At 42.2% G+C, this 20,665-nt stretch carries 15 protein-coding genes, 13 tRNA genes, 3 rRNA genes and 1 pseudogene; 2 read left to right on the forward strand and 30 right to left on the reverse strand.

What is annotated here, in order from left to right:
* From CD001_RS23495 to CD001_RS26140, 18 genes and pseudogenes are all read right to left on the reverse strand, one after another.
* A tRNA-Asn gene (locus CD001_RS23495) sits at positions 1-76 on the reverse strand.
* 1 nt (position 77) lies between these two features.
* A tRNA-Ile gene (locus tag CD001_RS23500) sits at positions 78-154 on the reverse strand.
* Between the two features lie 15 nt (positions 155-169).
* Positions 170-243: transfer RNA gene (locus tag CD001_RS23505), tRNA-Gly, on the reverse strand.
* A 181-nt stretch (positions 244-424) separates the two neighbouring features.
* Positions 425-501: transfer RNA gene (locus CD001_RS23510), tRNA-Arg, on the reverse strand.
* Between the two features lie 2 nt (positions 502-503).
* Positions 504-578: transfer RNA gene (locus tag CD001_RS23515), tRNA-Gly, on the reverse strand.
* A 6-nt stretch (positions 579-584) separates the two neighbouring features.
* A tRNA-Gln gene (locus tag CD001_RS23520) sits at positions 585-659 on the reverse strand.
* 14 nt (positions 660-673) lie between these two features.
* Positions 674-749, reverse strand: a tRNA-His gene (locus CD001_RS23525).
* 7 nt (positions 750-756) lie between these two features.
* Positions 757-830: transfer RNA gene (locus CD001_RS23530), tRNA-Trp, on the reverse strand.
* 6 nt (positions 831-836) lie between these two features.
* Positions 837-921 (reverse strand) — tRNA-Tyr (locus CD001_RS23535).
* Positions 922-979: 58 nt separating this feature from the next.
* A tRNA-Asp gene (locus CD001_RS23540) sits at positions 980-1,055 on the reverse strand.
* Positions 1,056-1,068: 13 nt separating this feature from the next.
* Positions 1,069-1,161: transfer RNA gene (locus CD001_RS23545), tRNA-Ser, on the reverse strand.
* Positions 1,162-1,171: 10 nt separating this feature from the next.
* Positions 1,172-1,248, reverse strand: a tRNA-Met gene (locus CD001_RS23550).
* Positions 1,249-1,267: 19 nt separating this feature from the next.
* Positions 1,268-1,343: transfer RNA gene (locus tag CD001_RS23555), tRNA-Ala, on the reverse strand.
* A gap of 11 nt (positions 1,344-1,354) precedes the next feature.
* Positions 1,355-1,471, reverse strand: a 5S ribosomal RNA gene (gene rrf, locus CD001_RS23560).
* A gap of 130 nt (positions 1,472-1,601) precedes the next feature.
* Positions 1,602-4,537: ribosomal RNA gene (locus CD001_RS23565) — 23S ribosomal RNA — on the reverse strand.
* A 379-nt stretch (positions 4,538-4,916) separates the two neighbouring features.
* Positions 4,917-6,471, reverse strand: a 16S ribosomal RNA gene (locus CD001_RS23570).
* The 16S, 23S and 5S rRNA genes sit together here with 13 tRNA genes alongside, the layout of an rRNA operon.
* A 568-nt stretch (positions 6,472-7,039) precedes the next feature.
* A pseudogene (locus CD001_RS27075) lies at positions 7,040-7,316 on the reverse strand (hypothetical protein); the annotation flags it as partial.
* A 120-nt stretch (positions 7,317-7,436) separates the two neighbouring features.
* Positions 7,437-7,844, reverse strand: a complete 408-nt coding sequence (locus tag CD001_RS26140; protein WP_142303636.1) for a hypothetical protein — start codon at positions 7,842-7,844, stop codon at positions 7,437-7,439.
* 275 nt (positions 7,845-8,119) lie between these two features.
* Here CD001_RS26140 and CD001_RS23580 point away from each other — a divergent pair, with 275 nt between their 5' ends.
* Complete coding sequence (locus CD001_RS23580) at positions 8,120-8,728, forward strand: biotin transporter BioY (RefSeq protein ID WP_257009922.1); 609 nt, start codon at positions 8,120-8,122, stop codon at positions 8,726-8,728.
* Between the two features lie 55 nt (positions 8,729-8,783).
* Here the strand turns inward: CD001_RS23580 and CD001_RS23585 are convergent, their stop codons facing one another.
* From CD001_RS23585 to CD001_RS23605, 5 genes are all read right to left on the reverse strand, one after another.
* Complete coding sequence (locus tag CD001_RS23585) at positions 8,784-9,443, reverse strand: hypothetical protein (RefSeq protein ID WP_142303637.1); 660 nt, start codon at positions 9,441-9,443, stop codon at positions 8,784-8,786.
* Positions 9,444-9,566: 123 nt separating this feature from the next.
* On the reverse strand, positions 9,567-10,913 hold the full coding sequence (locus tag CD001_RS23590) for a Na+/H+ antiporter family protein (RefSeq protein ID WP_096190023.1): 1,347 nt from the start codon (positions 10,911-10,913) through the stop codon (positions 9,567-9,569).
* A gap of 218 nt (positions 10,914-11,131) precedes the next feature.
* The gene (locus CD001_RS23595) at positions 11,132-12,226 is read right to left on the reverse strand and encodes a DctP family TRAP transporter solute-binding subunit (protein WP_096190024.1); all 1,095 of its coding nucleotides are present in this window, start codon (positions 12,224-12,226) and stop codon (positions 11,132-11,134) included.
* Between the two features lie 65 nt (positions 12,227-12,291).
* Positions 12,292-13,566 (reverse strand): TRAP transporter large permease, encoded by a 1,275-nt coding sequence (locus tag CD001_RS23600; protein WP_096190025.1) that lies wholly within the window; start codon positions 13,564-13,566, stop codon positions 12,292-12,294.
* 23 nt (positions 13,567-13,589) lie between these two features.
* The gene (locus tag CD001_RS23605) at positions 13,590-14,135 is read right to left on the reverse strand and encodes a TRAP transporter small permease (RefSeq protein WP_096190026.1); all 546 of its coding nucleotides are present in this window, start codon (positions 14,133-14,135) and stop codon (positions 13,590-13,592) included.
* A 799-nt stretch (positions 14,136-14,934) separates the two neighbouring features.
* Here CD001_RS23605 and CD001_RS23610 point away from each other — a divergent pair.
* Positions 14,935-15,411, forward strand: a complete 477-nt coding sequence (locus CD001_RS23610; protein ID WP_096190027.1) for a divergent PAP2 family protein — start codon at positions 14,935-14,937, stop codon at positions 15,409-15,411.
* Positions 15,412-16,312: 901 nt separating this feature from the next.
* On the opposite strand, the gene CD001_RS27080 is transcribed toward CD001_RS23610, so the two are convergent.
* The 7 genes from CD001_RS27080 to CD001_RS23640 all read right to left on the reverse strand — a co-directional run bounded on the left by CD001_RS27080 (position 16,313) and on the right by CD001_RS23640 (position 20,604).
* Positions 16,313-16,507 (reverse strand): hypothetical protein, encoded by a 195-nt coding sequence (locus CD001_RS27080; RefSeq protein ID WP_096190028.1) that lies wholly within the window; start codon positions 16,505-16,507, stop codon positions 16,313-16,315.
* Between the two features lie 57 nt (positions 16,508-16,564).
* Positions 16,565-17,113, reverse strand: a complete 549-nt coding sequence (locus CD001_RS27085) for a transposase (RefSeq protein ID WP_096190029.1) — start codon at positions 17,111-17,113, stop codon at positions 16,565-16,567.
* An 18-nt stretch (positions 17,114-17,131) separates the two neighbouring features.
* Positions 17,132-17,323, reverse strand: coding sequence for a DUF4372 domain-containing protein (locus tag CD001_RS27090; protein WP_257009923.1), 192 nt, complete (start codon positions 17,321-17,323; stop codon positions 17,132-17,134).
* A 252-nt stretch (positions 17,324-17,575) separates the two neighbouring features.
* Complete coding sequence (locus CD001_RS23630) at positions 17,576-18,292, reverse strand: 3D domain-containing protein (protein WP_096190031.1); 717 nt, start codon at positions 18,290-18,292, stop codon at positions 17,576-17,578.
* A 238-nt stretch (positions 18,293-18,530) separates the two neighbouring features.
* A complete protein-coding gene (locus CD001_RS23635) occupies positions 18,531-18,851 on the reverse strand; it encodes a YuiB family protein (RefSeq protein WP_096190032.1) in 321 nt (106 codons plus the stop codon).
* A gap of 174 nt (positions 18,852-19,025) precedes the next feature.
* Entirely contained in the window at positions 19,026-19,163 is a 138-nt protein-coding gene (locus tag CD001_RS26610) for a YuiA family protein (RefSeq protein WP_179298878.1), read from the reverse strand.
* 229 nt (positions 19,164-19,392) lie between these two features.
* Positions 19,393-20,604 (reverse strand): NAD(P)/FAD-dependent oxidoreductase, encoded by a 1,212-nt coding sequence (locus CD001_RS23640; protein ID WP_096190033.1) that lies wholly within the window; start codon positions 20,602-20,604, stop codon positions 19,393-19,395.
* Positions 20,605-20,665 lie beyond the last annotated feature (61 nt).

Here is a 20,665-nt window from a genome sequence, read left to right on the forward strand (position 1 = left end):
TGGCTCCACAGGCAGGACTCGAACCTGCGACCGATCGGTTAACAGCCGATTGCTCTACCAACTGAGCTACTGTGGAATGGTGGGCCTGAGTGGACTTGAACCACCGACCTCACGCTTATCAGGCGTGCGCTCTAACCAGCTGAGCTACAGGCCCATTTTATGTATTAAATGGAGCGGGTGAAGGGAATCGAACCCTCGTCATCAGCTTGGAAGGCTGAGGTTTTACCATTAAACTACACCCGCATAATATATTTACTTTAACCTCTATATAATTACCACGCACTTACATGTCTCTTCCTCTGCTAGTCATGCTTTGCAGCTTTATCCGTCGAGACAACTCGAAGCTTATTCGTGAAGGTTCGCTCGTGGCTGAGGTTTTACCATTAAACTACACCCGCATAATATATCTATTTTAAAATAATAATGGCGCGCCCGAGAGGAGTCGAACCCCTAACCTTTTGATCCGTAGTCAAACGCTCTATCCAATTGAGCTACGGGCGCTCTGGAGCGGAAGACGGGATTCGAACCCGCGACCCCCACCTTGGCAAGGTGGTGTTCTACCACTGAACTACTTCCGCATCTATTGGCAGGGCTAGCAGGATTCGAACCTGCGAATCACGGAATCAAAATCCGATGCCTTACCGCTTGGCTATAGCCCTATTACTTCTTTGTATGGGGCGGTTGATGGGAATCGAACCCACGAATGCCGGAACCACAATCCGGTGCGTTAACCACTTCGCCACAACCGCCATAAAATGGCAGGGGTAGTAGGAATCGAACCCACATCAAAGGTTTTGGAGACCTTCGTTTTACCATTAAACTATACCCCTAAAAAATGGTGGAGGGGGACGGATTCGAACCGCCGAACCCTGAGGGAGCGGATTTACAGTCCGCCGCGTTTAGCCACTTCGCTACCCCTCCACGTGTTCTTGTCAATATGCTGCGAATCTCTTCAAGCTTTGTTAAAGTTTAATAATAATGGCGGTCCCGACGGGAATCGAACCCGCGATCTCCTGCGTGACAGGCAGGCATGTTAACCGCTACACCACGGGACCTAAAAATAAAATATGGCGGAGGAGGAGGGATTCGAACCCCCGCGGGCCGTGAAGCCCCTGTCGGTTTTCAAGACCGATCCCTTCAGCCAGACTTGGGTACTCCTCCGAATTTATTTTGGTAGCGGCGGAGGGAATCGAACCCCCGACCTCACGGGTATGAACCGTACGCTCTAGCCAGCTGAGCTACACCGCCAAATAAAAGATAAATATGATGGTGGAGCCTAGCGGGATCGAACCGCTGACCTCCTGCGTGCAAAGCAGGCGCTCTCCCAGCTGAGCTAAGGCCCCGTATGTAACTAGCCCAGCAACGTCCTACTCTTACAGGGGGAGATCCCCCAACTACCATCGGCGCTGGAGAGCTTAACTTCCGTGTTCGGCATGGGAACGGGTGTGACCTCTCCGCTATCGTCACTGGACTATTTAAATGTTGAGAAGTTCTCTTGTTTCATTGCCTACTCATACAAGGCAATTCAACTTTTCTTTATCCTCTCAAAACTAGATAACATTTGACTGATGACCTTCGGTATTAGAAGGTTTGATAAAACATTGGTTAAGCCCTCGATCGATTAGTATCTCTCAGCTCCACATGTTGCCATGCTTCCACATGAGACCTATCAACCTCATCTTCTCTGAGGGATCTTACTCACTTGACGTGATGGGAAATCTCATCTTGAGGGGGGCTTCATGCTTAGATGCTTTCAGCACTTATCCCGTCCACACGTAGCTACCCAGCGATGCTCCTGGCGGAACAACTGGTACACCAGCGGTGTGTCCATCCCGGTCCTCTCGTACTAAGGACAGCTCCTCTCAAATTTCCTACGCCCGCGACGGATAGGGACCGAACTGTCTCACGACGTTCTGAACCCAGCTCGCGTACCGCTTTAATGGGCGAACAGCCCAACCCTTGGGACCTACTTCAGCCCCAGGATGCGATGAGCCGACATCGAGGTGCCAAACCTCCCCGTCGATGTGGACTCTTGGGGGAGATTAGCCTGTTATCCCCAGGGTAGCTTTTATCCGTTGAGCGACGGCCCTTCCATACGGTGCCGCCGGATCACTAAGCCCGACTTTCGTCCCTGCTCGACCTGTATGTCTCGCAGTCAAGCTCCCTTATGCCTTTGCACTCTGCGAATGATTTCCAACCATTCTGAGGGAACCTTTGGGCGCCTCCGTTACTCTTTAGGAGGCGACCGCCCCAGTCAAACTGCCCACCTGACACTGTCCCTGAACCGGATCACGGTTCGAGGTTAGAATTCCAGTACAGCCAGGGTAGTATCCCACCGATGCCTCCACCGAAGCTGGCGCTCCGGTTTCCAAGGCTCCTACCTATCCTGTACAAGCTGTACCAAAATCCAATATCAAGCTACAGTAAAGCTCCATGGGGTCTTTCCGTCCTGTCGCGGGTAACCTGCATCTTCACAGGTAATATAATTTCACCGGGTCTCTCGTTGAGACAGTGCCCAAATCGTTGCACCTTTCGTGCGGGTCGGAACTTACCCGACAAGGAATTTCGCTACCTTAGGACCGTTATAGTTACGGCCGCCGTTTACTGGGGCTTCAATTCAGAGCTTCTCCCGTAAGGGATAACCCCTCCTCTTAACCTTCCAGCACCGGGCAGGTGTCAGCCCCTATACGTCGCCTTGCGGCTTGGCAGAGACCTGTGTTTTTGATAAACAGTCGTTTGGGCCTATTCACTGCGGCTCTCTCGGGCATACACCCTAATAGAGCACCCCTTCTCCCGAAGTTACGGGGTCATTTTGCCGAGTTCCTTAACGAGAGTTCTCCCGCGCGTCTTAGAATTCTCTTCCCGCCTACCTGTGTCGGTTTGCGGTACGGGCACCAGTCACCTCACTAGAGGCTTTTCTAGGCAGTGTAGGATCAGGAACTTCGCTACTAAAATTTCGCTCGCCATCACAGCTCAGCCTTACGGTAAGCGGATTTGCCTACTTACCAGCCTCACTGCTTGGACACGGACATCCAGTGCCGTGCTTACCCTACCTTCCTGCGTCCCCCCGTTGTTCAAACGGTGACGTGGTGGTACAGGAATTTCAACCTGTTTTCCATCGCCTACGCCTTTCGGCCTCGGCTTAGGTCCCGACTAACCCTGAGCGGACGAGCCTTCCTCAGGAAACCTTAGGCTTTCGACGGAGGGGATTCTCACCCCTCTTTTCGCTACTCATACCGGCATTCTCACTTCCAAGCGCTCCACCCATCCTCTCGGTTGAGCTTCAACGCCCTTGGAACGCTCCCCTACCACTGTCCGTAAGGACAATCCATAGCTTCGGTGATACGTTTAGCCCCGGTACATTTTCGGCGCAGAGTCACTCGACCAGTGAGCTATTACGCACTCTTTCAATGATGGCTGCTTCTAAGCCAACATCCTGGTTGTCTAAGCAACTCCACATCCTTTTCCACTTAACGTATACTTGGGGACCTTAGCTGATGGTCTGGGCTGTTTCCCTCTTGACTACGGATCTTAGCACTCGCAGTCTGACTCCCGAGGATAAGTATTTGGCATTCGGAGTTTGACTGAATTCGGTAATCCTGTGGGGACCCCTAGTCCAATCAGTGCTCTACCTCCAATACTCTTCCCTCGAGGCTAGCCCTAAAGCTATTTCGGGGAGAACCAGCTATCTCCGAGTTCGATTGGCATTTCACCCCTACCCACACCTCATCCCCGCACTTTTCAACGTGCGTGGGTTCGGGCCTCCATCCAGTGTTACCTGGACTTCACCCTGGACATGGGTAGATCACACGGTTTCGGGTCTACAACCACGTACTCATTCGCCCTGTTCAGACTCGCTTTCGCTGCGGCTCCGTCTTTTCAACTTAACCTTGCACGTAATCGTAACTCGCCGGTTCATTCTACAAAAGGCACGCCGTCACCCATTAACGGGCTCCGACTACTTGTAGGCACACGGTTTCAAGATCTCTTTCACTCCCCTCCCGGGGTGCTTTTCACCTTTCCCTCACGGTACTGGTTCACTATCGGTCACTAGGGAGTATTTAGCCTTGGGAGATGGTCCTCCCGGATTCCGACGGGGTTTCTCGTGTCCCGCCGTACTCAGGATCCACTCCGGAGGAAACGAAGTTTCGACTACAGGGCTTTTACCTTGTCCCGCGGACCTTTCCAGGTCGCTTCATCTACTCCGTTTCTTTGTAACTCCGTATGGAGTGTCCTACAACCCCAAGAGGCAAGCCTCTTGGTTTGGGCTCTTTCCGTTTCGCTCGCCGCTACTCAGGAAATCGATGTTTCTTTCTCTTCCTCTGGGTACTAAGATGTTTCAGTTCCCCAGGTCTGCCTTCTCATACCCTATGGATTCAGGTATGGATACCACCTCATTACAGGTGGTGGGTTCCCCCATTCGGAAATCTTCGGATCAAAGCTTACTTACAGCTCCCCGAAGCATATCGGTGTTCGTCCCGTCCTTCTTCGGCTCCTAGTGCCAAGGCATTCGCCGTGCGCCCTTCATAACTTAACCATTTTGCGGCGGATGATCGTCGTTCTTCTGTGTCAGCTGTGTCTCTCGCTCCTGTCACGTATCTATTTCATACGCTCAGTCGCTCAATTCCTTGCTTCCTTGAACAACTCGATCCTCCTTGCAAAACCTACTCAATTTGAGTTTTGCAATTTTGCATATGGCGTCTTTTAACCTTCTAAGACACTCGGTTGTACTCGTTCGAATCCGTTAGGATTCGCTTCAAACAACCGGTGAAGATCAATCAGTCTTTCTACTGTTATCTAGTTTTCAAAGGACATAAAAAGCTCTTTCGTTAGAAAGAGGGTTTTGAGAGTATAACCTCTCAAAACTAAACAAAAAGCGCAAACGTCGATAAAGTAATGAGCTATATGCTCCTTAGAAAGGAGGTGATCCATCCCCACCTTCCGGTAGGGATACCTTGTTACGACTTCACCCCAATCACCTGTCCCACCTTCGGCGGCTGGCTCCAAAAGGTTACCGCACCGACTTCGGGTGTTACAAGCTCTCGTGGTGTGACGGGCGGTGTGTACAAGGCCCGGGAACGTATTCACCGCGGCATGCTGATCCGCGATTACTAGCAATTCCGGCTTCATGCAGGCGAGTTGCAGCCTGCAATCCGAACTGAGAATGGCTTTATGGGATTCGCTCAACCTCGCGGTCTCGCTGCCCTTTGTACCATCCATTGTAGCACGTGTGTAGCCCAGGTCATAAGGGGCATGATGATTTGACGTCATCCCCACCTTCCTCCGGTTTGTCACCGGCAGTCACCTTAGAGTGCCCAACTTAATGCTGGCAACTAAGATCAAGGGTTGCGCTCGTTGCGGGACTTAACCCAACATCTCACGACACGAGCTGACGACAACCATGCACCACCTGTCACTCTGTCCCCCGAAGGGGAAAGCCCTATCTCTAGGGTGGTCAGAGGATGTCAAGACCTGGTAAGGTTCTTCGCGTTGCTTCGAATTAAACCACATGCTCCACTGCTTGTGCGGGCCCCCGTCAATTCCTTTGAGTTTCAGCCTTGCGGCCGTACTCCCCAGGCGGAGTGCTTAATGTGTTAACTTCGGCACTAAGGGCATCGAAACCCCTAACACCTAGCACTCAACGTTTACGGCGTGGACTACCAGGGTATCTAATCCTGTTTGCTCCCCACGCTTTCGCGCCTCAGCGTCAGTTATAGGCCAGAAAGTCGCCTTCGCCACTGGTGTTCCTCCACATATCTACGCATTTCACCGCTACACGTGGAATTCCACTTTCCTCTCCTACACTCAAGTCCCCCAGTTTCCAATGACCCTCCACGGTTGAGCCGTGGGCTTTCACATCAGACTTAAGAGACCGCCTGCGCGCGCTTTACGCCCAATAATTCCGGACAACGCTTGCCCCCTACGTATTACCGCGGCTGCTGGCACGTAGTTAGCCGGGGCTTTCTGGTTAGGTACCGTCAAGGTGCCGCCCTATTCGAACAGCACTTGTTCTTCCCTAACAACAGAGCTTTACAATCCGAAGACCGTCATCACTCACGCGGCGTTGCACCGTCAGGCTTTCGCCCATTGCGGATGATTCCCTACTGCTGCCTCCCGTAGGAGTCTGGACCGTGTCTCAGTTCCAGTGTGGCCGATCACCCTCTCAGGTCGGCTACGCATCGTCGCCTTGGTAAGCCATTACCTTACCAACTAGCTAATGCGCCGCGGGCCCATCTTGCAGTGTGAGGATAAATCCCCACTTTTACAATAGAACTATGCAGTTCCATTGATCATCCGGTATTAGCCCCGGTTTCCCGGAGTTATCCCAGTCTGCAAGGCAGGTTGCCCACGTGTTACTCACCCGTCCGCCGCTGACCTCTTAAGAGCAAGCTCTTAGTTGGTCCGCTCGACTTGCATGTATTAGGCACGCCGCCAGCGTTCGTCCTGAGCCAGGATCAAACTCTCCAATAAAGTGTGATCTGTTAAAGATCTAACGAGTTTGACGCGCACGAATGCGCTAACATCGGTGTTATCACAGGATGTGATGTTATTAGCCGATGTACCTTAACTCTTACATTAAAAAATTTCATTGACGGGATATTTTCATATCCCATTTCGCTTGGCTTTTTGTTTAGTTTTCAAAGGTCAAATCGATATTTGTCGTTTAACAGCGACTTTTTAAATATAACATTTAACCACTGTATTTGTCAATAACTTTTTTGTTTTTTTGTTGCTGGTTATTAACAGCGACGAATAATAATATATCACAATAACATTAGAAATGCAAGATTATTTTTTTTGTTTTTTTATCTACATTTAGTCTTCTGTAACGCGACTTGATCTATTATAAATACCATCTCCATTTTGGTCAAGTGGTTATTTTAAATTTTTTCTTATTAATGAAAAGCTTCTATTATATATCGGAATCCTTGTTTTTCACCGAATTCAAATGAAGTCCAACACGAGTAGATATCGCACTTGTGCTCTGGAGTGAAAGAGTCCGTCTAAAATGATGAAAATAAAATAAAGACATTATAAAAAACTTCTTACGGTGCTGTTTTGCCTCAATCTTTGTACCACCAATGAAGATTGCCTCATCTTTAATCACCTTTTTTTTAACAAGCTCACAACGGAATTGAACGAAACACTGGCCCAGTAAATCCTGGACACCTCAAGCTTATCAAAAATCCACTGAATGCTTCATTGGGAATAGCTTCTACCATATCATTCACAGCAAAAGCGATATCATTTTCCTAAAGTTTATAGGCTAAATCCATCGGCAAAATAACTTGATTCATCTTATAATCTTTAAACATACGGATACCTCCGATTCCTTTATGTTGTGGTGACTCACTTATTAGAAGGAAGGTATCCTTTTTAAAACCTGAAGGTTTATCTGTTGAGCGTTCAAAAGTGACGAGACGCTACGAGAAAAACTATAGCCTTCTCTTCTGCGACGAGCAAACAAAGTGGAGCAGGAGCAACGGTTTTTCTGCGACGAGTAACCGCAGGAGCAACGAGCGACTCTTCTCTGATTTCTCTATGAGCTGCTTCGACGCATTCCCTTCTTCGATTAATCTTGCAGAGGAAGAAGCATGGAGTCTGCGACGAGTAACCGCAGGAGCAGAGGAAGAAGCATGGAGTCTGCGACGAGTAACCGCAGGAGCAGAGGAAGAAGCATGGAGTCTGCGACGAGTAACCGCAGGAGCAGAGGAAGAAGCATGGAGTCTGCGACGAGTAACCGCAGGAGCAGAAGATCCATCTGGCGATTTTACCCCGACCTTCCCCGTGGCAAAGAGGACACTACGAATACAAACAAAGTACAGCATGAGTAGATGTCGCACTTGTGCTCTTGAGTGCAAGAGAGTCTTTTTTGAATAATTAACCCCAAAATATAATTCCCAATTAGATAAAAAATGACTCTTATCAACTAAACAGTGAGGGGCACTCGTTTTAACTGGGTTTTGTCCCAGACTCTTTTTCTAAATGAAGAAACGAGGTTAGTAAATAAAAGATTGTTTACCTGTTTCATTTATTGGTTGACATTAGGTTGTTCTTAAATCTATTATATTGTTAACTGGTATTATTAATAAGTTAACATCTTATGAGGAGGATCTTTATGAGTATGTCAAAAGAAAACAAATCTATGTTTAGTGTCATTGAATTAACGAAAGCAGCAATGTTCATTGCCCTAATGGCAATCGGAGCTAATTTAACGGCTTTCATCACAATTGGAACAGTACCACTAACATTCCAAACAGTTATTGCTATATTTGCTGGTATACTTTTAGGTAAAAAAGTTGGTACTTTTTCTATGATCGGATATGCTATTGTAGGTTTAATTGGTGTACCTGTTTTTGCAGGGTTTCAAGGAGGTTTACATATTATCGGCTCTCCGACCTTTGGTTTTATTTTATCTTTTATCTTATTAGCATTCGCAGTTGGATTTATTGTTGAAAGAGTTGAAAAGCCATCATTTCCTGTATACCTGTTCGCATCAATTATCGGGCTATTGATAAACTATGGATTCGGTGTCCCATATTTATATGTGTACACTGTTAACGTCTTAGGTGTCAGCGAAGCGACATTAGTCGCCACCGCCCTAGGAATGGGACCATTTTTTGTGAAAGATGCTGTTTTAACTGTATTCGCTGCAACATTGTCTCCACAATTAGTTCGAGCCATTCATTCATCATCTAACCTTCAAACAAAGCAACGATCAGCATAATCATATAATAAAAAAGGAGAGTGAAACCATTTATAGGCTTCACTCTCCTTTTTTATTATGAAGTTACATTTTCTGTTTTTATTTTATAATCGTCTAACAGTAACTGCCCATCTTTTTCCACAAAAGAAAACTTCACAGATATTTTATCTTCAGATGGGTACCCATATCTTTCATAGTTATTTGTATTCACATCAGCATGATCATAGAAATAAACTGGTGCATCAGTTACTTCCAACACAACTTCATTATTACTAATTTCTACTTGTATATCCTCTTCAAAAACAAATTTCAATCCTGGATTAATAATTGTTTGTTTTACAGTAGAGTAGAACGAAGTTTCTCCTTCTCCAGACCGCAAAACAGGGTCTCGTTCTTTCAAGTACTCTTGCAACGATTCATTATATAAAGCTCGGTCTTCCTCTTTAAACAATTCATCGATCACTTTATAGGAAGCTTTTTCTGTCATGTATTCAGATAAGTAGTTTTTTATTTCATCCTTATCGGAAAATTCTTCATTATAATATTTTCCTTCTAATTGACTGTGATTACTATATAAACCCTCTACATGATCTAGAATCTCATAGTACTGTAATTTGACTTCCTCTCCGTGCACTGCTGGTGTTGTTGAAGACGACAAAGAAGTATATATGTAAATAGAGCATACGCTAACTAAAATAAAGGTAAATATCATTCTTACTTTCGTTGTACGACTCATATTTTTCTCACCACTCATTAAATTCTTCTATTATATTAGACGAATGATGTTCTAAAAAAGTTTCACAAATGTAAAAAACCGTAACATTTTTTCACAAAAACATTACGGTCGTTTTCAATTTCATTATAATACCATAGCTGCCAACCAGCCAAATATGATCAGAGGCACATTAAAATGAAGAAATGTAGGTACACATGTATCCCAAATATGATTATGCTGACCATCTGCATTCAGACCTGCTGTAGGACCTAACGTACTGTCAGATGCAGGTGATCCTGCATCACCTAATGCTCCAGCTGTACCGATTAGTGCAATTGTTGCCATCGGACTAAACCCTATCGATTCTGCCAAAGGGACAAATATGACAGCAATGATTGGTATAGTAGAAAAAGAAGATCCAATGCCCATCGTAATAAATAAACCGATAATAAGCATAAATAATGCACCAATTGCCAAGTTTCCGCCAATTCTTTCTGCTGTGGCATTTACAAGGAGATCTACATGCCCCGTTTCTCTAATAACCTCTGCAAATCCTCCCGCTGCGATCATCACAAAAGCAATAAATGCTAACATTTTCATTCCGTCAGTCATTAAGTCAACCGACATATGCAAGGAAAGCTTTTTTTGAAAGTGAAGAATCATAAAATAGACATATAATATTAATAAACCAAAAAGAGAACTTAAAACCATGCTTTCTGTTTCAACTTGTACATATAGAACTGTGATAATAGAAAAGACACCTAGAATGACACCTGGTACTGAATATGAATCTTCATTTTCAGTATTCGTTTGCTCTGAAAGCTCTTTATTTTCATACTCTCGTGGTTTCCTGTATGAAACAAAAATCGCAAACAATAGGCCCGCAAACATTCCGATTACTGGAATAATCATCGCTTGAGGAATCATTCCCATTTCAACAGATGCTCCACTGTCATTCATATTTTCGACGACGATTTCATGAAAAATCAGCCCATATCCAGCTGGTATTAGTATATAAGGAGCCTTCAGCCCAAAAGTTAAAGCGGTTGCTGTAGCACGGCGATCCAGCGCAAGCTCATTAAATACTTTTAAAAGTGGCGGAACCAATATTGGAATGAAAGCTATGTGCACCGGTACGGCATTTTGAGACAAACATGCAATAAAAGTAATGGTGAGTAAAATAAATACTTTCGTAAGTGTTTTACGCCTTTCCTCACCTTTTTTCCCAACAATTCGAATCGCACCTTTTACGAGTAAGTTCGGTAATCCTGTATAATTAATTGCTACAGCAAACGCACCTAGCAACGCATAACTTAATGCCACATTTGCATTCGTTCCTAATCCATTTGTAAAAATCCCAATTGTTTCAATCATCGTAAATCCGGCTGCTAATCCGCCAGCTAATGCACCTACTAATAACGCAACAACGACATGTATTCGAAGTAAGCTCAACACAATCATCACTAAAACTGCAATTACAACCGCGTTCATCATTCCGCCTCCTACTCTCCAAAAAAAAATACTAAACGACTTCACTTTATTTCTTTATCACTTTATCGAAATAAAATATTAATAAAAACAGTGATAATTATGCCACCATTCCCCCGCTTTGTCAATACTATTCATAAAAAGTTCGGGGACCTGGTACCCGAACTTTTTGGCAAAACAATCCCCCCTTAGGCTAGGCTAAGGGGGGTGCTTTAGTTATATTATTGCGCTGCTTCTATTTCTTCTATTAGTAAGTCTAATATTTCTTCAGCGTCATCTCCACCGTTTTCACGGAAGTAGTCACGTACATCTACTGCTAACTCACGGAACTGCTCACGCTCATCTTCAGAAAGCTCATATACTTCCGTAGGTGTATCTGTTGCAGCTTCAATCAAGTCTAAAGCAGCACCATTCTGTTCTTCCTGAATTTCGAATGCGCGATCTCTCATTTCTTCGACTGCTTCATCAACAATCGCTCTTGTTGCATCATCTAGTCCATGATAGAAGTCTGGGTTTACAGTCGTCATCGTAACATACATGTTATGGTTAGAAATTGTTAAGTGATCTTGTACTTCATGGAAGTTCGCATCTTCAATGAAAAAGATTGGGTTTTCTTGCCCGTCAACAGCACCTTGTGAAAGGCCAGTGTACAGTTCTCCCCAGCTCATCGCTGTCGGGTTCGCACCGTATGCTTCATAAGATTCTAAAATTAACGGAGACTCTTGTGTTCTCATTTGGAAACCGTTAAAGTCATCTGGGTTATGAAGCGGTGAGCTTCCAGTCCATTGCATCGCACCCTCAGTCCAAAATGCTAAAGGTAAAATGTTTTGCTCTTCATACTTTTCTCGAAGGAGACCATTAATCGCTTCACTTTCATTTAAAATTTGCTGACTTAATTCTTGATCATCCGGGAATAAGAATTGAAGTGCAAAGATATTCCCTTCAGGTACGAGTGTTCCCGTAAAACCTGGTGAAATAATGGCAAATTCTACAACTCCATTAGCAAGAGATTCTACAGAGTCGACTTCACTTCCTAACTCACCAAAGCCATATACGTCAATTGTAATTTGTCCATCTGATTTTTCATGGACTAAATCTGCAAATTCTTCAGCGTATACATTTTGTACTTGGCCTTCTGTTTCTTCAGTAACGAAGCGCCATTCTTGTGCTTCTACTTCTTCAGCAGCTCCTTCATCAGTATCGTCACCTGTGTCTCCATTATCACCATTCGTGTCGTCATCATCACCGCCACCACAAGCAGCTAATACGAGACTAAGTGATAATATACTAGCGAATAAACCTTTCTTTTTAAACATGTTGTAAATACCCCCATCAAAAATTTATTTTAAAGATTTTCGCTTTCTTTCCTATTTACTCATAATTAAAATAATTTAATCAGGAATAGCGAAATATCTTCAAACAGTATAACTAGCATGCCGACGATCAGTAACATAATGATATACGGCGGTGTTCCACGTATAACATCCAAATAGGATTTGTTGAAAACGGCGCTAGCCGTAAATATATCAACTCCAAAAGGCGGTGTTGCTGAACCTAACGCTGCCTGGAATGTAATGACAACCCCTAAATGAACAGGGTCAACACCTGCCTCAAAAGCTACCGGAGCAAATATCGGTGTTAAAATTAAAATAACAACTATCGGATCAACAAACATACAGCCTATGAAGAAAAATAACGCAACAATTAACAATACGTATAAAGCTGAAGGGTCCGTACCTAAAACTGCATCTGTCATTTGTCGAGGGATTCTCGCAAATGAAATGACCCATGAAAATGCTTGCCCTCCAGCAACTAACACGAATACTGCTGATGTAACAATCCCAGATGATAAAGCGATATTCGGTAATTGCTTCAGTTTTATTGAGCGGAAAAAGATAACTTCTAAAATAATTGCATACAGAACTGAAATCCCTGCTGCCTCAGTCGGTGTAAAATGTCCGCCGTAAATCCCATAGATAATGATGACTGGAAACCCTAACGGTAGCAGCGCCTTTAATGTAACACTCCCTCGCTGTCTCCAAGGCAGTTTGTCAGCTAAAGGAATATTATGCATTTTCGCATGAATAAAGGCGTACGTTGCAAAAAATATAAAAATAAGTAATCCAGGACCAATCCCCGCTACGAAAAGATCCCCTACCGAAGTACCAGTCACTAAAGCGTATATGATCATCCCTATACTTGGTGGGATAAGCAATGCTACATCACTGGCGTTTATGATCAATGCAATTGCACTCGAATCTTTATATCCTACCTTCAATAACCGTTCCCTCATCGGTTTACCAATTGCAACAACGGTAGCTTGTGTCGATCCAGAGATTGAACCGAATAACGTACATGCTGCAGCTGTTGTAATCGCATATCCACCACGAAGGTGTCCGACGAACGCTCCTACAAAATCAAGTAACCGGTTTGAGGTTCGTCCAGTTGCCATAATATCTGCCGCAAAAATAAATAATGGAACAGCAAGTAATACGTATGATGAGATCCCTTCTACCATTTGTTGAATCATAATGGTAGGATCCAGCCCATCCATGAAGAAAAATAGGATGACGAGAGGACCGACTATTAATGGAATCATCATCGGCAAACCCATAAGCAATAAAATAATCATAATTGCTAGCATTGTCCAAGCCATAATTAATTCCTCACATTTTTAGTTTATTGTTCATCATAATCCTTTTTTTCTTCAGCTAAATAAACTTCTTTATTCACGATATTGACCCACATATTTCGTAAAAACTGGATGCCGCCTATAAACATTCCGACTGGCAGTGCTACGACCATGAGCCAGAAAGGAAATTCAAGTGCTGCAGTCGTCCGTCCTGTTTCATACACACCCTTCGTGTAATCATACGCATAATAACTCATAACAAATAAGATAATAGCAGTTACGAGAGGGTTAACAATCGCTAACACTTTTTTTATCCTTTTAGGAGAAATATCAAAAAATGCAGACATACTAATATGTCTTCCTTTTCTTGCTGCATAACTTATCCCCATAAATGTTGCAACAATGATCGACAAGCGGCTAATTTCAGCTGCAAAGTGCCAGCTCTGACCTGTAATCATTCGATTTATGACATTACCAACTGTCATAAATGTAATAATGAGGATCGACCAGCTTAAAATAAATTTTTCTACCGTATGAAGTCCTGCATCTAAAGCACGAAAAATAATACTTAGCCACTTTTTAATACTTTTCAACGCCCTAGCCTCCTTTTCCTGAGATAAAAGGCGTTTTCATAGTTATCCGCCTTGTTTACTTGGTATTTAGCTGGAGAGTAATACCGCATGAAACCCTTCATTTATGTACAATCAAGTTTGTTTACATTATTTTTTCCGAGTGAGCCTCTATTAAATATGTTATATCAATGGGCCAATTGTTACAAAAGGGATTGCTTTACATTTAGCGTGATTATTCTGTAAATATTACACTGACCTTACATTGGATAGTCACAATGAAGAAATCCTCACCTCACCTTCTAATAGATGCCATATGCTCAAATATCACATTCTAATTTCGAATAGCCGAAATTCGATCCATTTAAACATAAATTTTTTAATGGTAATTATATGGGCTATATTAAAATTTCTCAAAGCTATTTACGATTAATTAGGTGGCCTATCCGTCTAAAAGCAGCGAGTAAATCGAAAATCCCTTAATCCGAGGATTCCGACGATACCTTATAATAGAAGAGATCTACTATCTGATAAAGTAAATCATCAAATCATTTTATCGTACATGTTGCGGGAATACTTCTTCATATAATAAGAAAACAGATAATCATCGTGAAATACTCTCATCAATATTTAAATAATTTGTTATAATAAACAAACACTGAAGAAATGAACGAACATTTACGAAATGACTTTTTTCATTTTTGAACGATAAAAATCTGGGTAAAGAAAATATATGAACAGTTTCCATCAGACATGACTGTCAGCATGTTTATTATTACTTAAAAAATTCACCTTAAGAACAAGGAAAGGACATAGGATCATAATGGAATTATTCACTAACTTCCCGCTCTGGGCTGCTCTTTTCGCGATTGGATTTGCCCAATTTATTAAAGTACCGCTGCAATATATCGCATCACGAAAATTTGATTGGACTCTCCTCACTAGTACTGGCGGAATGCCAAGCTCACATTCAGGGGCTGTGACTGCACTCTCCACAGCTATTGCATTAGAACACGGTCTAGATTCGCACTTATTTGCCATTTCAGCTATATTCGGGATTATTGTCATGTTTGACGCAACCGGGGTTCGGAGACATGCTGGTGAGCAAGCAACTGTTTTAAACAGGTTAGTGCTCGATTTTAATAAAATGGTTGAGGAAATGAAGCATTGGCCAAATAAGGAAGAACAAGAGAAGAGAAAAGAATTAAAAGAATTATTAGGACATCAACCAATTGAAGTGTTTTTCGGAGGTCTGTTAGGAATTATCTTAACGTTAATTTTACATGCACTTTTACATTAACTAAGGTTACAACAAAAATCTTTCATAAGAAGAGCGCAAGGCGCTGGAGTCCCGACAGGAAGAAGTCCGAACTTAAACTTTAAATGGCGGGGCGAACGACCTCGAGCTGAAAACTGCTGTCTCTTCCTCTTCTAGTATCACTTTGAAGCTAGATCCGTCAACCGGACAATACGCCACGTCCTGTGGCATGCCCGGCATTAGGACGTCCTGTCCGACGAGACTACTGGCAAGATAAGATCTTCGGCTAAAACCCCCGCGTCCTGCGGGAACGCCGAAGTCACCACATCCGTGTGGAAGCTCGTGTAGGAAACGCTCGTGCCTGCTAGTCTAGACAGCAATCGAGAGATTGAAATTTTATACTTTCTTACTTAGGAACAAAAGCGCAAGCGCCTTGCACACGAGCGACACTCTTTACCTGCGACGAGTAACCGCAGGAGCAAGCACTGGAGGCCTGGAAAGAAGAAGTCCGATCTTAGACTTCAATTGACAGGGCGAAGTGACCTCGAGCGAAGGAAATAGCTGTCTCTTCCTCTACTAGCAATGCTCCGAAGCATATCCGTCAACCGGGCAATACGCCACGTCCTGTGGCATGCCCGGCATTAGGACGTCCTGTCCGTTGAGACAACTCGAAGCTTATTCCTGATGTGAACGCTCGTCGCTGAGCTAGACATAACAACTATTTCGAGAACTTATCCACAAGATCTATATCTATAGTTTCCTCACTAGCGTTGCATTAAAATTTTCTTATAATGTCAACCATAAAACGGCTGGTTAAGCCATCCATAATATTCCTTTTTATGGTTATTCTGAATATTCAGTTTATAGTATTTTGGAGGTAAAGAGTCAAAAGGATAAGGGGGGCTTACGAAGGTAGTCCTTATCCACTTTTTACCAAATGTTTTTAGATGATAGGGTCATATGTTAAATCATTCAAATGTTCAATCTCTGCTTGTTCGAATTGTTTCACGGTTTCTTGAAAAACTTTCTCATGATCAAGCTTCTGTCTACCAGCTGACGTTCGATCTGGTTTTCGAAATAGCTCCTTTATGAATACGGAGAAGCTTCTCCACCAGTCCTCACCTATGAATTCAATCATTTCTAGGAGAGTACCTTTAAACGACACGCTTTTCTCGTATAACTCGTATAATGTATGCTATACGAAGTTTCCTAGTTTGACCACAGCTTCACGATCAATATCAGAAGATGGATCAACGGGAAGCTCTTCAATCACTTTAATGACTGTGTTGTCCTTTATTCGTGTACAAAATCGAATGTTCTTACTACAGTAGTAGTCAAATTTTGAGTAGCTAAAGTAACCTCGGTCAAAGACGTGGAGTGCATCTTTTTCTATCACCATTAAGTTATCCAATTGCGTGAGATCTGCCGGTCTTGCAGAGGTGACAATGATCTCACCTGGAGCGGTTTCTCCATCATAAAAAACCACACGAGAATGAATTTTTACGCCAGCTTTGGTTTCTCGGAAATCTGCCCATCGATATTGGCTGATTGTTAAAGAGAGGGTCGAAGACTCAATGAGATGAATTTTTTTTAATAATTGCTCTCCTTTTTTCTTCCCATATTCCTGGTGAATCTGTTGAACGAGATGGTGCATAACAGCCTGGAAGATTTCTGGTGGGAGGTCTGAAAGTTTTCTCGAAAGTTGTGATTTACTAATACTTCTTAACCCTAGTTCTCGTTGCAATCTTTTTTTATGCTTTACCTAGAAACTAATTTTTTTAAGGCTATCTATTTGAAGCAATTCGGCATAGATAAATACCTTTGTGAATGTGAGACAATCGAGCTTTTTCGTATATTTATCTAATTCCATTTGATCCACCATTGCCGAAAAAACTTTTTCATTAATCGGGTGGATGTATTCCTTTAAAACTGTTTTTATGGTATTCTTGTCCATGATTGAGCTCCTTATTATTAGGATTTGGACAGGACTACCTATCTTCGTTGTCCACCTAATTATAAGGAGTTTTTTTGCATCCATAAAGACTTGAAATTGCCATAAATCCCATTTAATTACATGGCGCTAATAACTTGACAAATTGAATTTTATTTTATGCAACGCTAGTGTAGTTTCCTAAACGATGAAAAAAGGCTAACAATCTCTTGGAAATTGTTAGCCTCGCTATATGTGTACGTTTGCATCCATCTATCAAGATGCATCAACGAATGATAATTGTCTTCGGAAAACTTGAACTGCTTCGTCTTCATTAAGATTCAGTAAATCCTCGTCAGTTACTTGACCATCCCCACGTTCGATAACAAATACCTCTACTGACTGTTTTCCCCATTCATTATAAACATCTTCGACTGTTTCATAATAAAGGTCGATTTTATTTCCTTTTATAGCTGAACCAGTATCTGCAACAACACCATAGCCGTAACCAGGGATAAATAAAATTGTTCCAATCGGGAATACACTAGGGTCTGCTGCAATCGTTGAATATAAATCTCTTTTTACAGTTGCTCCGGAAAAGGTTACACCATACTGTGGATGGTTTTCTGTTTTTCCAGTTGATTCATAACCCGCAGTATATCCGGTTGCAACTACTTCAACAGAAGGGTACTTTGACCAATCGTCTATTTCATCCAAAGATACAGGCTGACCTTCAATCGCTTCATGAGACATGACCTTGCTCTCTTGATAAGCAAGTGGTAAATTTCTACTCTTTAAAGCAGTTTCTCTACCTTCTAAATCATGACCATACATTGTTACAGGGCGTCGATCCCAAAAAGGGTCTTTTTCCATTAACCAATCTTTCATTTGTTCAGCATTTACATTTGATAAAGTAGAGAACGTTGTAAACATAGCACTAAAAAACAATATCGCGATTGCGAATCGTTTCTTTTGTCTTTTCATGTTTAACATTCTTTATTTCACTCCTCTCATCTTGACATCCTTTCCACATTCCGTCATTTTTATACGATTAATCGTTGGAAATTAAAGGAATGAATGAAAAAACGAGAGGAGTACGACTATTTTTTGATAATAAACTGAAATGATATTTTATGTAATAGGTTCTACGATAAAGAAGAGGGTAAAAGAATTATTCACTTACCCAAATTTCACCTAGAGTAAAATAAAAAAGCTTCCCTAAAAGGAAAGCTTAGAACATTTGGTAACCTCGGTTTCTTAACATCCTATTAGCAATACCTGAAAGGATCGCTCCTCCCATCCCTGCCGCTAATATAATAATATCAGCCGTTTTTAAAGCGACTAGCTGAGATCCAAAATCTGAAAAAGCTTGTCCAGGTTGGGAAAAATAAGCTCCTAAGCTTGTGTCATTCACAATAAAGAAAATAACGACAGGATATATCACTGCCATTGTCCAAGTTGAACGAAGAAGCATATTTAGGATAAATCCAATTCCAAAAAATAAAACGAAATATAATACAAACGCAATAATGAGCTGTGGTAAGCTTAACATTGGTGTTGTCACCCCCAAATAATCAAATTTAAGTGTACTTAATTCTGCTCATTCCGTCAATTCTTTCCCCTTTTTAATATAAAAAATGTTATTACAGGAAAAGTACTTCATCACTATAAAACGCAAAAAGAAAACACTTAGTAATATTTACCAAGTGTTAATTCATAAACTATTTTATTTAGTATGGTGATTTTTACCAGAACCTTGACAATGATCGCATGTTTCTGAGCCGCCAAGCAACAATTGAAAATAACCTTTTCCTGTGCAGTACGGGCAATCATTGCTTTTCAACTTCTGCTTGTTTAGAGCCATATAGACTCCTCCTTCTCAGATGTTATTGTTTGAACTTTCAGATAATATAACAAGATTCAAAATGTAAGAAAAGCCCGAAAAATTGTCACTAACACCCATGTAAGCGCAATCATCGACTACATGCTCTAAATATCTCTAATGTAAGTACTCTTTCACAAATTTATTGTAATCTGAAAAAAACTTCCAGGTGCCAGGCACCTGGAAGTTTTTAGAATGTATTGTATTGGTTTTAAAAGAGGTTGAGTTTTCCTTTTTTTAGCACTAATGGCATGCCGCCTAGTAAGTAAAGGTATCTATTATCGATTATTTTCTTCATTGCTGATGCCGATGATCCGTATAACTTTCTTGATCCGACAACACCGATCGCTTCTTTACCACCTAATGACGCAACTGTCCCTTTAATTTCTGGTTTAAATTCTTCTAAAGCATCCTCTTTACCAGCAATTAGAGAACGAAGGTTGTTCGCACATGTATATGCTTGCTGAATCGCGATTTGTGCAGTTGGAGGATATGGACGGTTAATCTCTTCGTTAATAATAAGTGCACAGTCACCAATGATAAATACATCATTAAATCCAGGAGCACGAAGATCTTTCTCAACTTTAATTCGACCGCGCATCGTTTCAAAACCTGATTCTTCAACGACAGAGTTTCCACGTACACCTGTCGTCCAAACGACAGTTCCTGCTTTTATTTCCTCACCGTCATCTAAAAGAACACCATTTTCATTCACTTCTTTAATCGGCGTATTAATTCTAAATTCGACTCCACGGCTTTCTAATAAGTTCATCGCATACTCAACTAACTCTTCATCGAAGCCAGGTAAAGCTGTTGGTGCTGCTTCAACGGAATAAACTTTCACTTTTTCACGGTCAATATCATACTCTTGGCAAAGCTCAGGAATTCGCTCGGAAAGCTCTCCAATAAATTCAATTCCGGTAAACCCTGCACCTGCCACGACAAATGTTAAATATTCATCATGCTTTTCATCTTCATTGTTGTAGCTTGCGAACTTATATTCAATATGCTCGCGAATTAATCGGACAGAGTTCACACTGCGAATCGCAAAAGCATGCTCTGTAACACCAGGAATCCCAAATGTTTCTGGTTCAGAACCTAGACCTACAACTAAATAGTCATACTCAAGTTCACGATCCCCTAAAATAACTTTCTTTTCTTCTGTTTTAATTTCTTCAACAGAATCTTTTATGAAATTAATCTTGTTCGTATCAAGAACGCTTTCAATACGCATTCTTGTTTTGTCGTGATGTAATGTACCGGCTGCTGGTTCATGTAACCATGTCGTTTGGTAATGGTAATTATGCTTATTGACTAAAGTAATCTCAGCATCCTGATGAGCATTCGCTTTTTGTAAACGAGTAGCAGTCATCATTCCCCCGTAGCCTGCTCCTAAAATAACAATTCTTGGCTTTTTAATCATGGTTCTCACTCCATTTAATTTCTTTACTTATTCTCCATTTTCCCCAATGGCCAACTTTAAC

This window comes from Evansella halocellulosilytica (genome assembly GCF_002335745.1).
Lineage (GTDB): Bacteria > Bacillota > Bacilli > Bacillales > Salisediminibacteriaceae > Bacillus_CA > Bacillus_CA halocellulosilytica.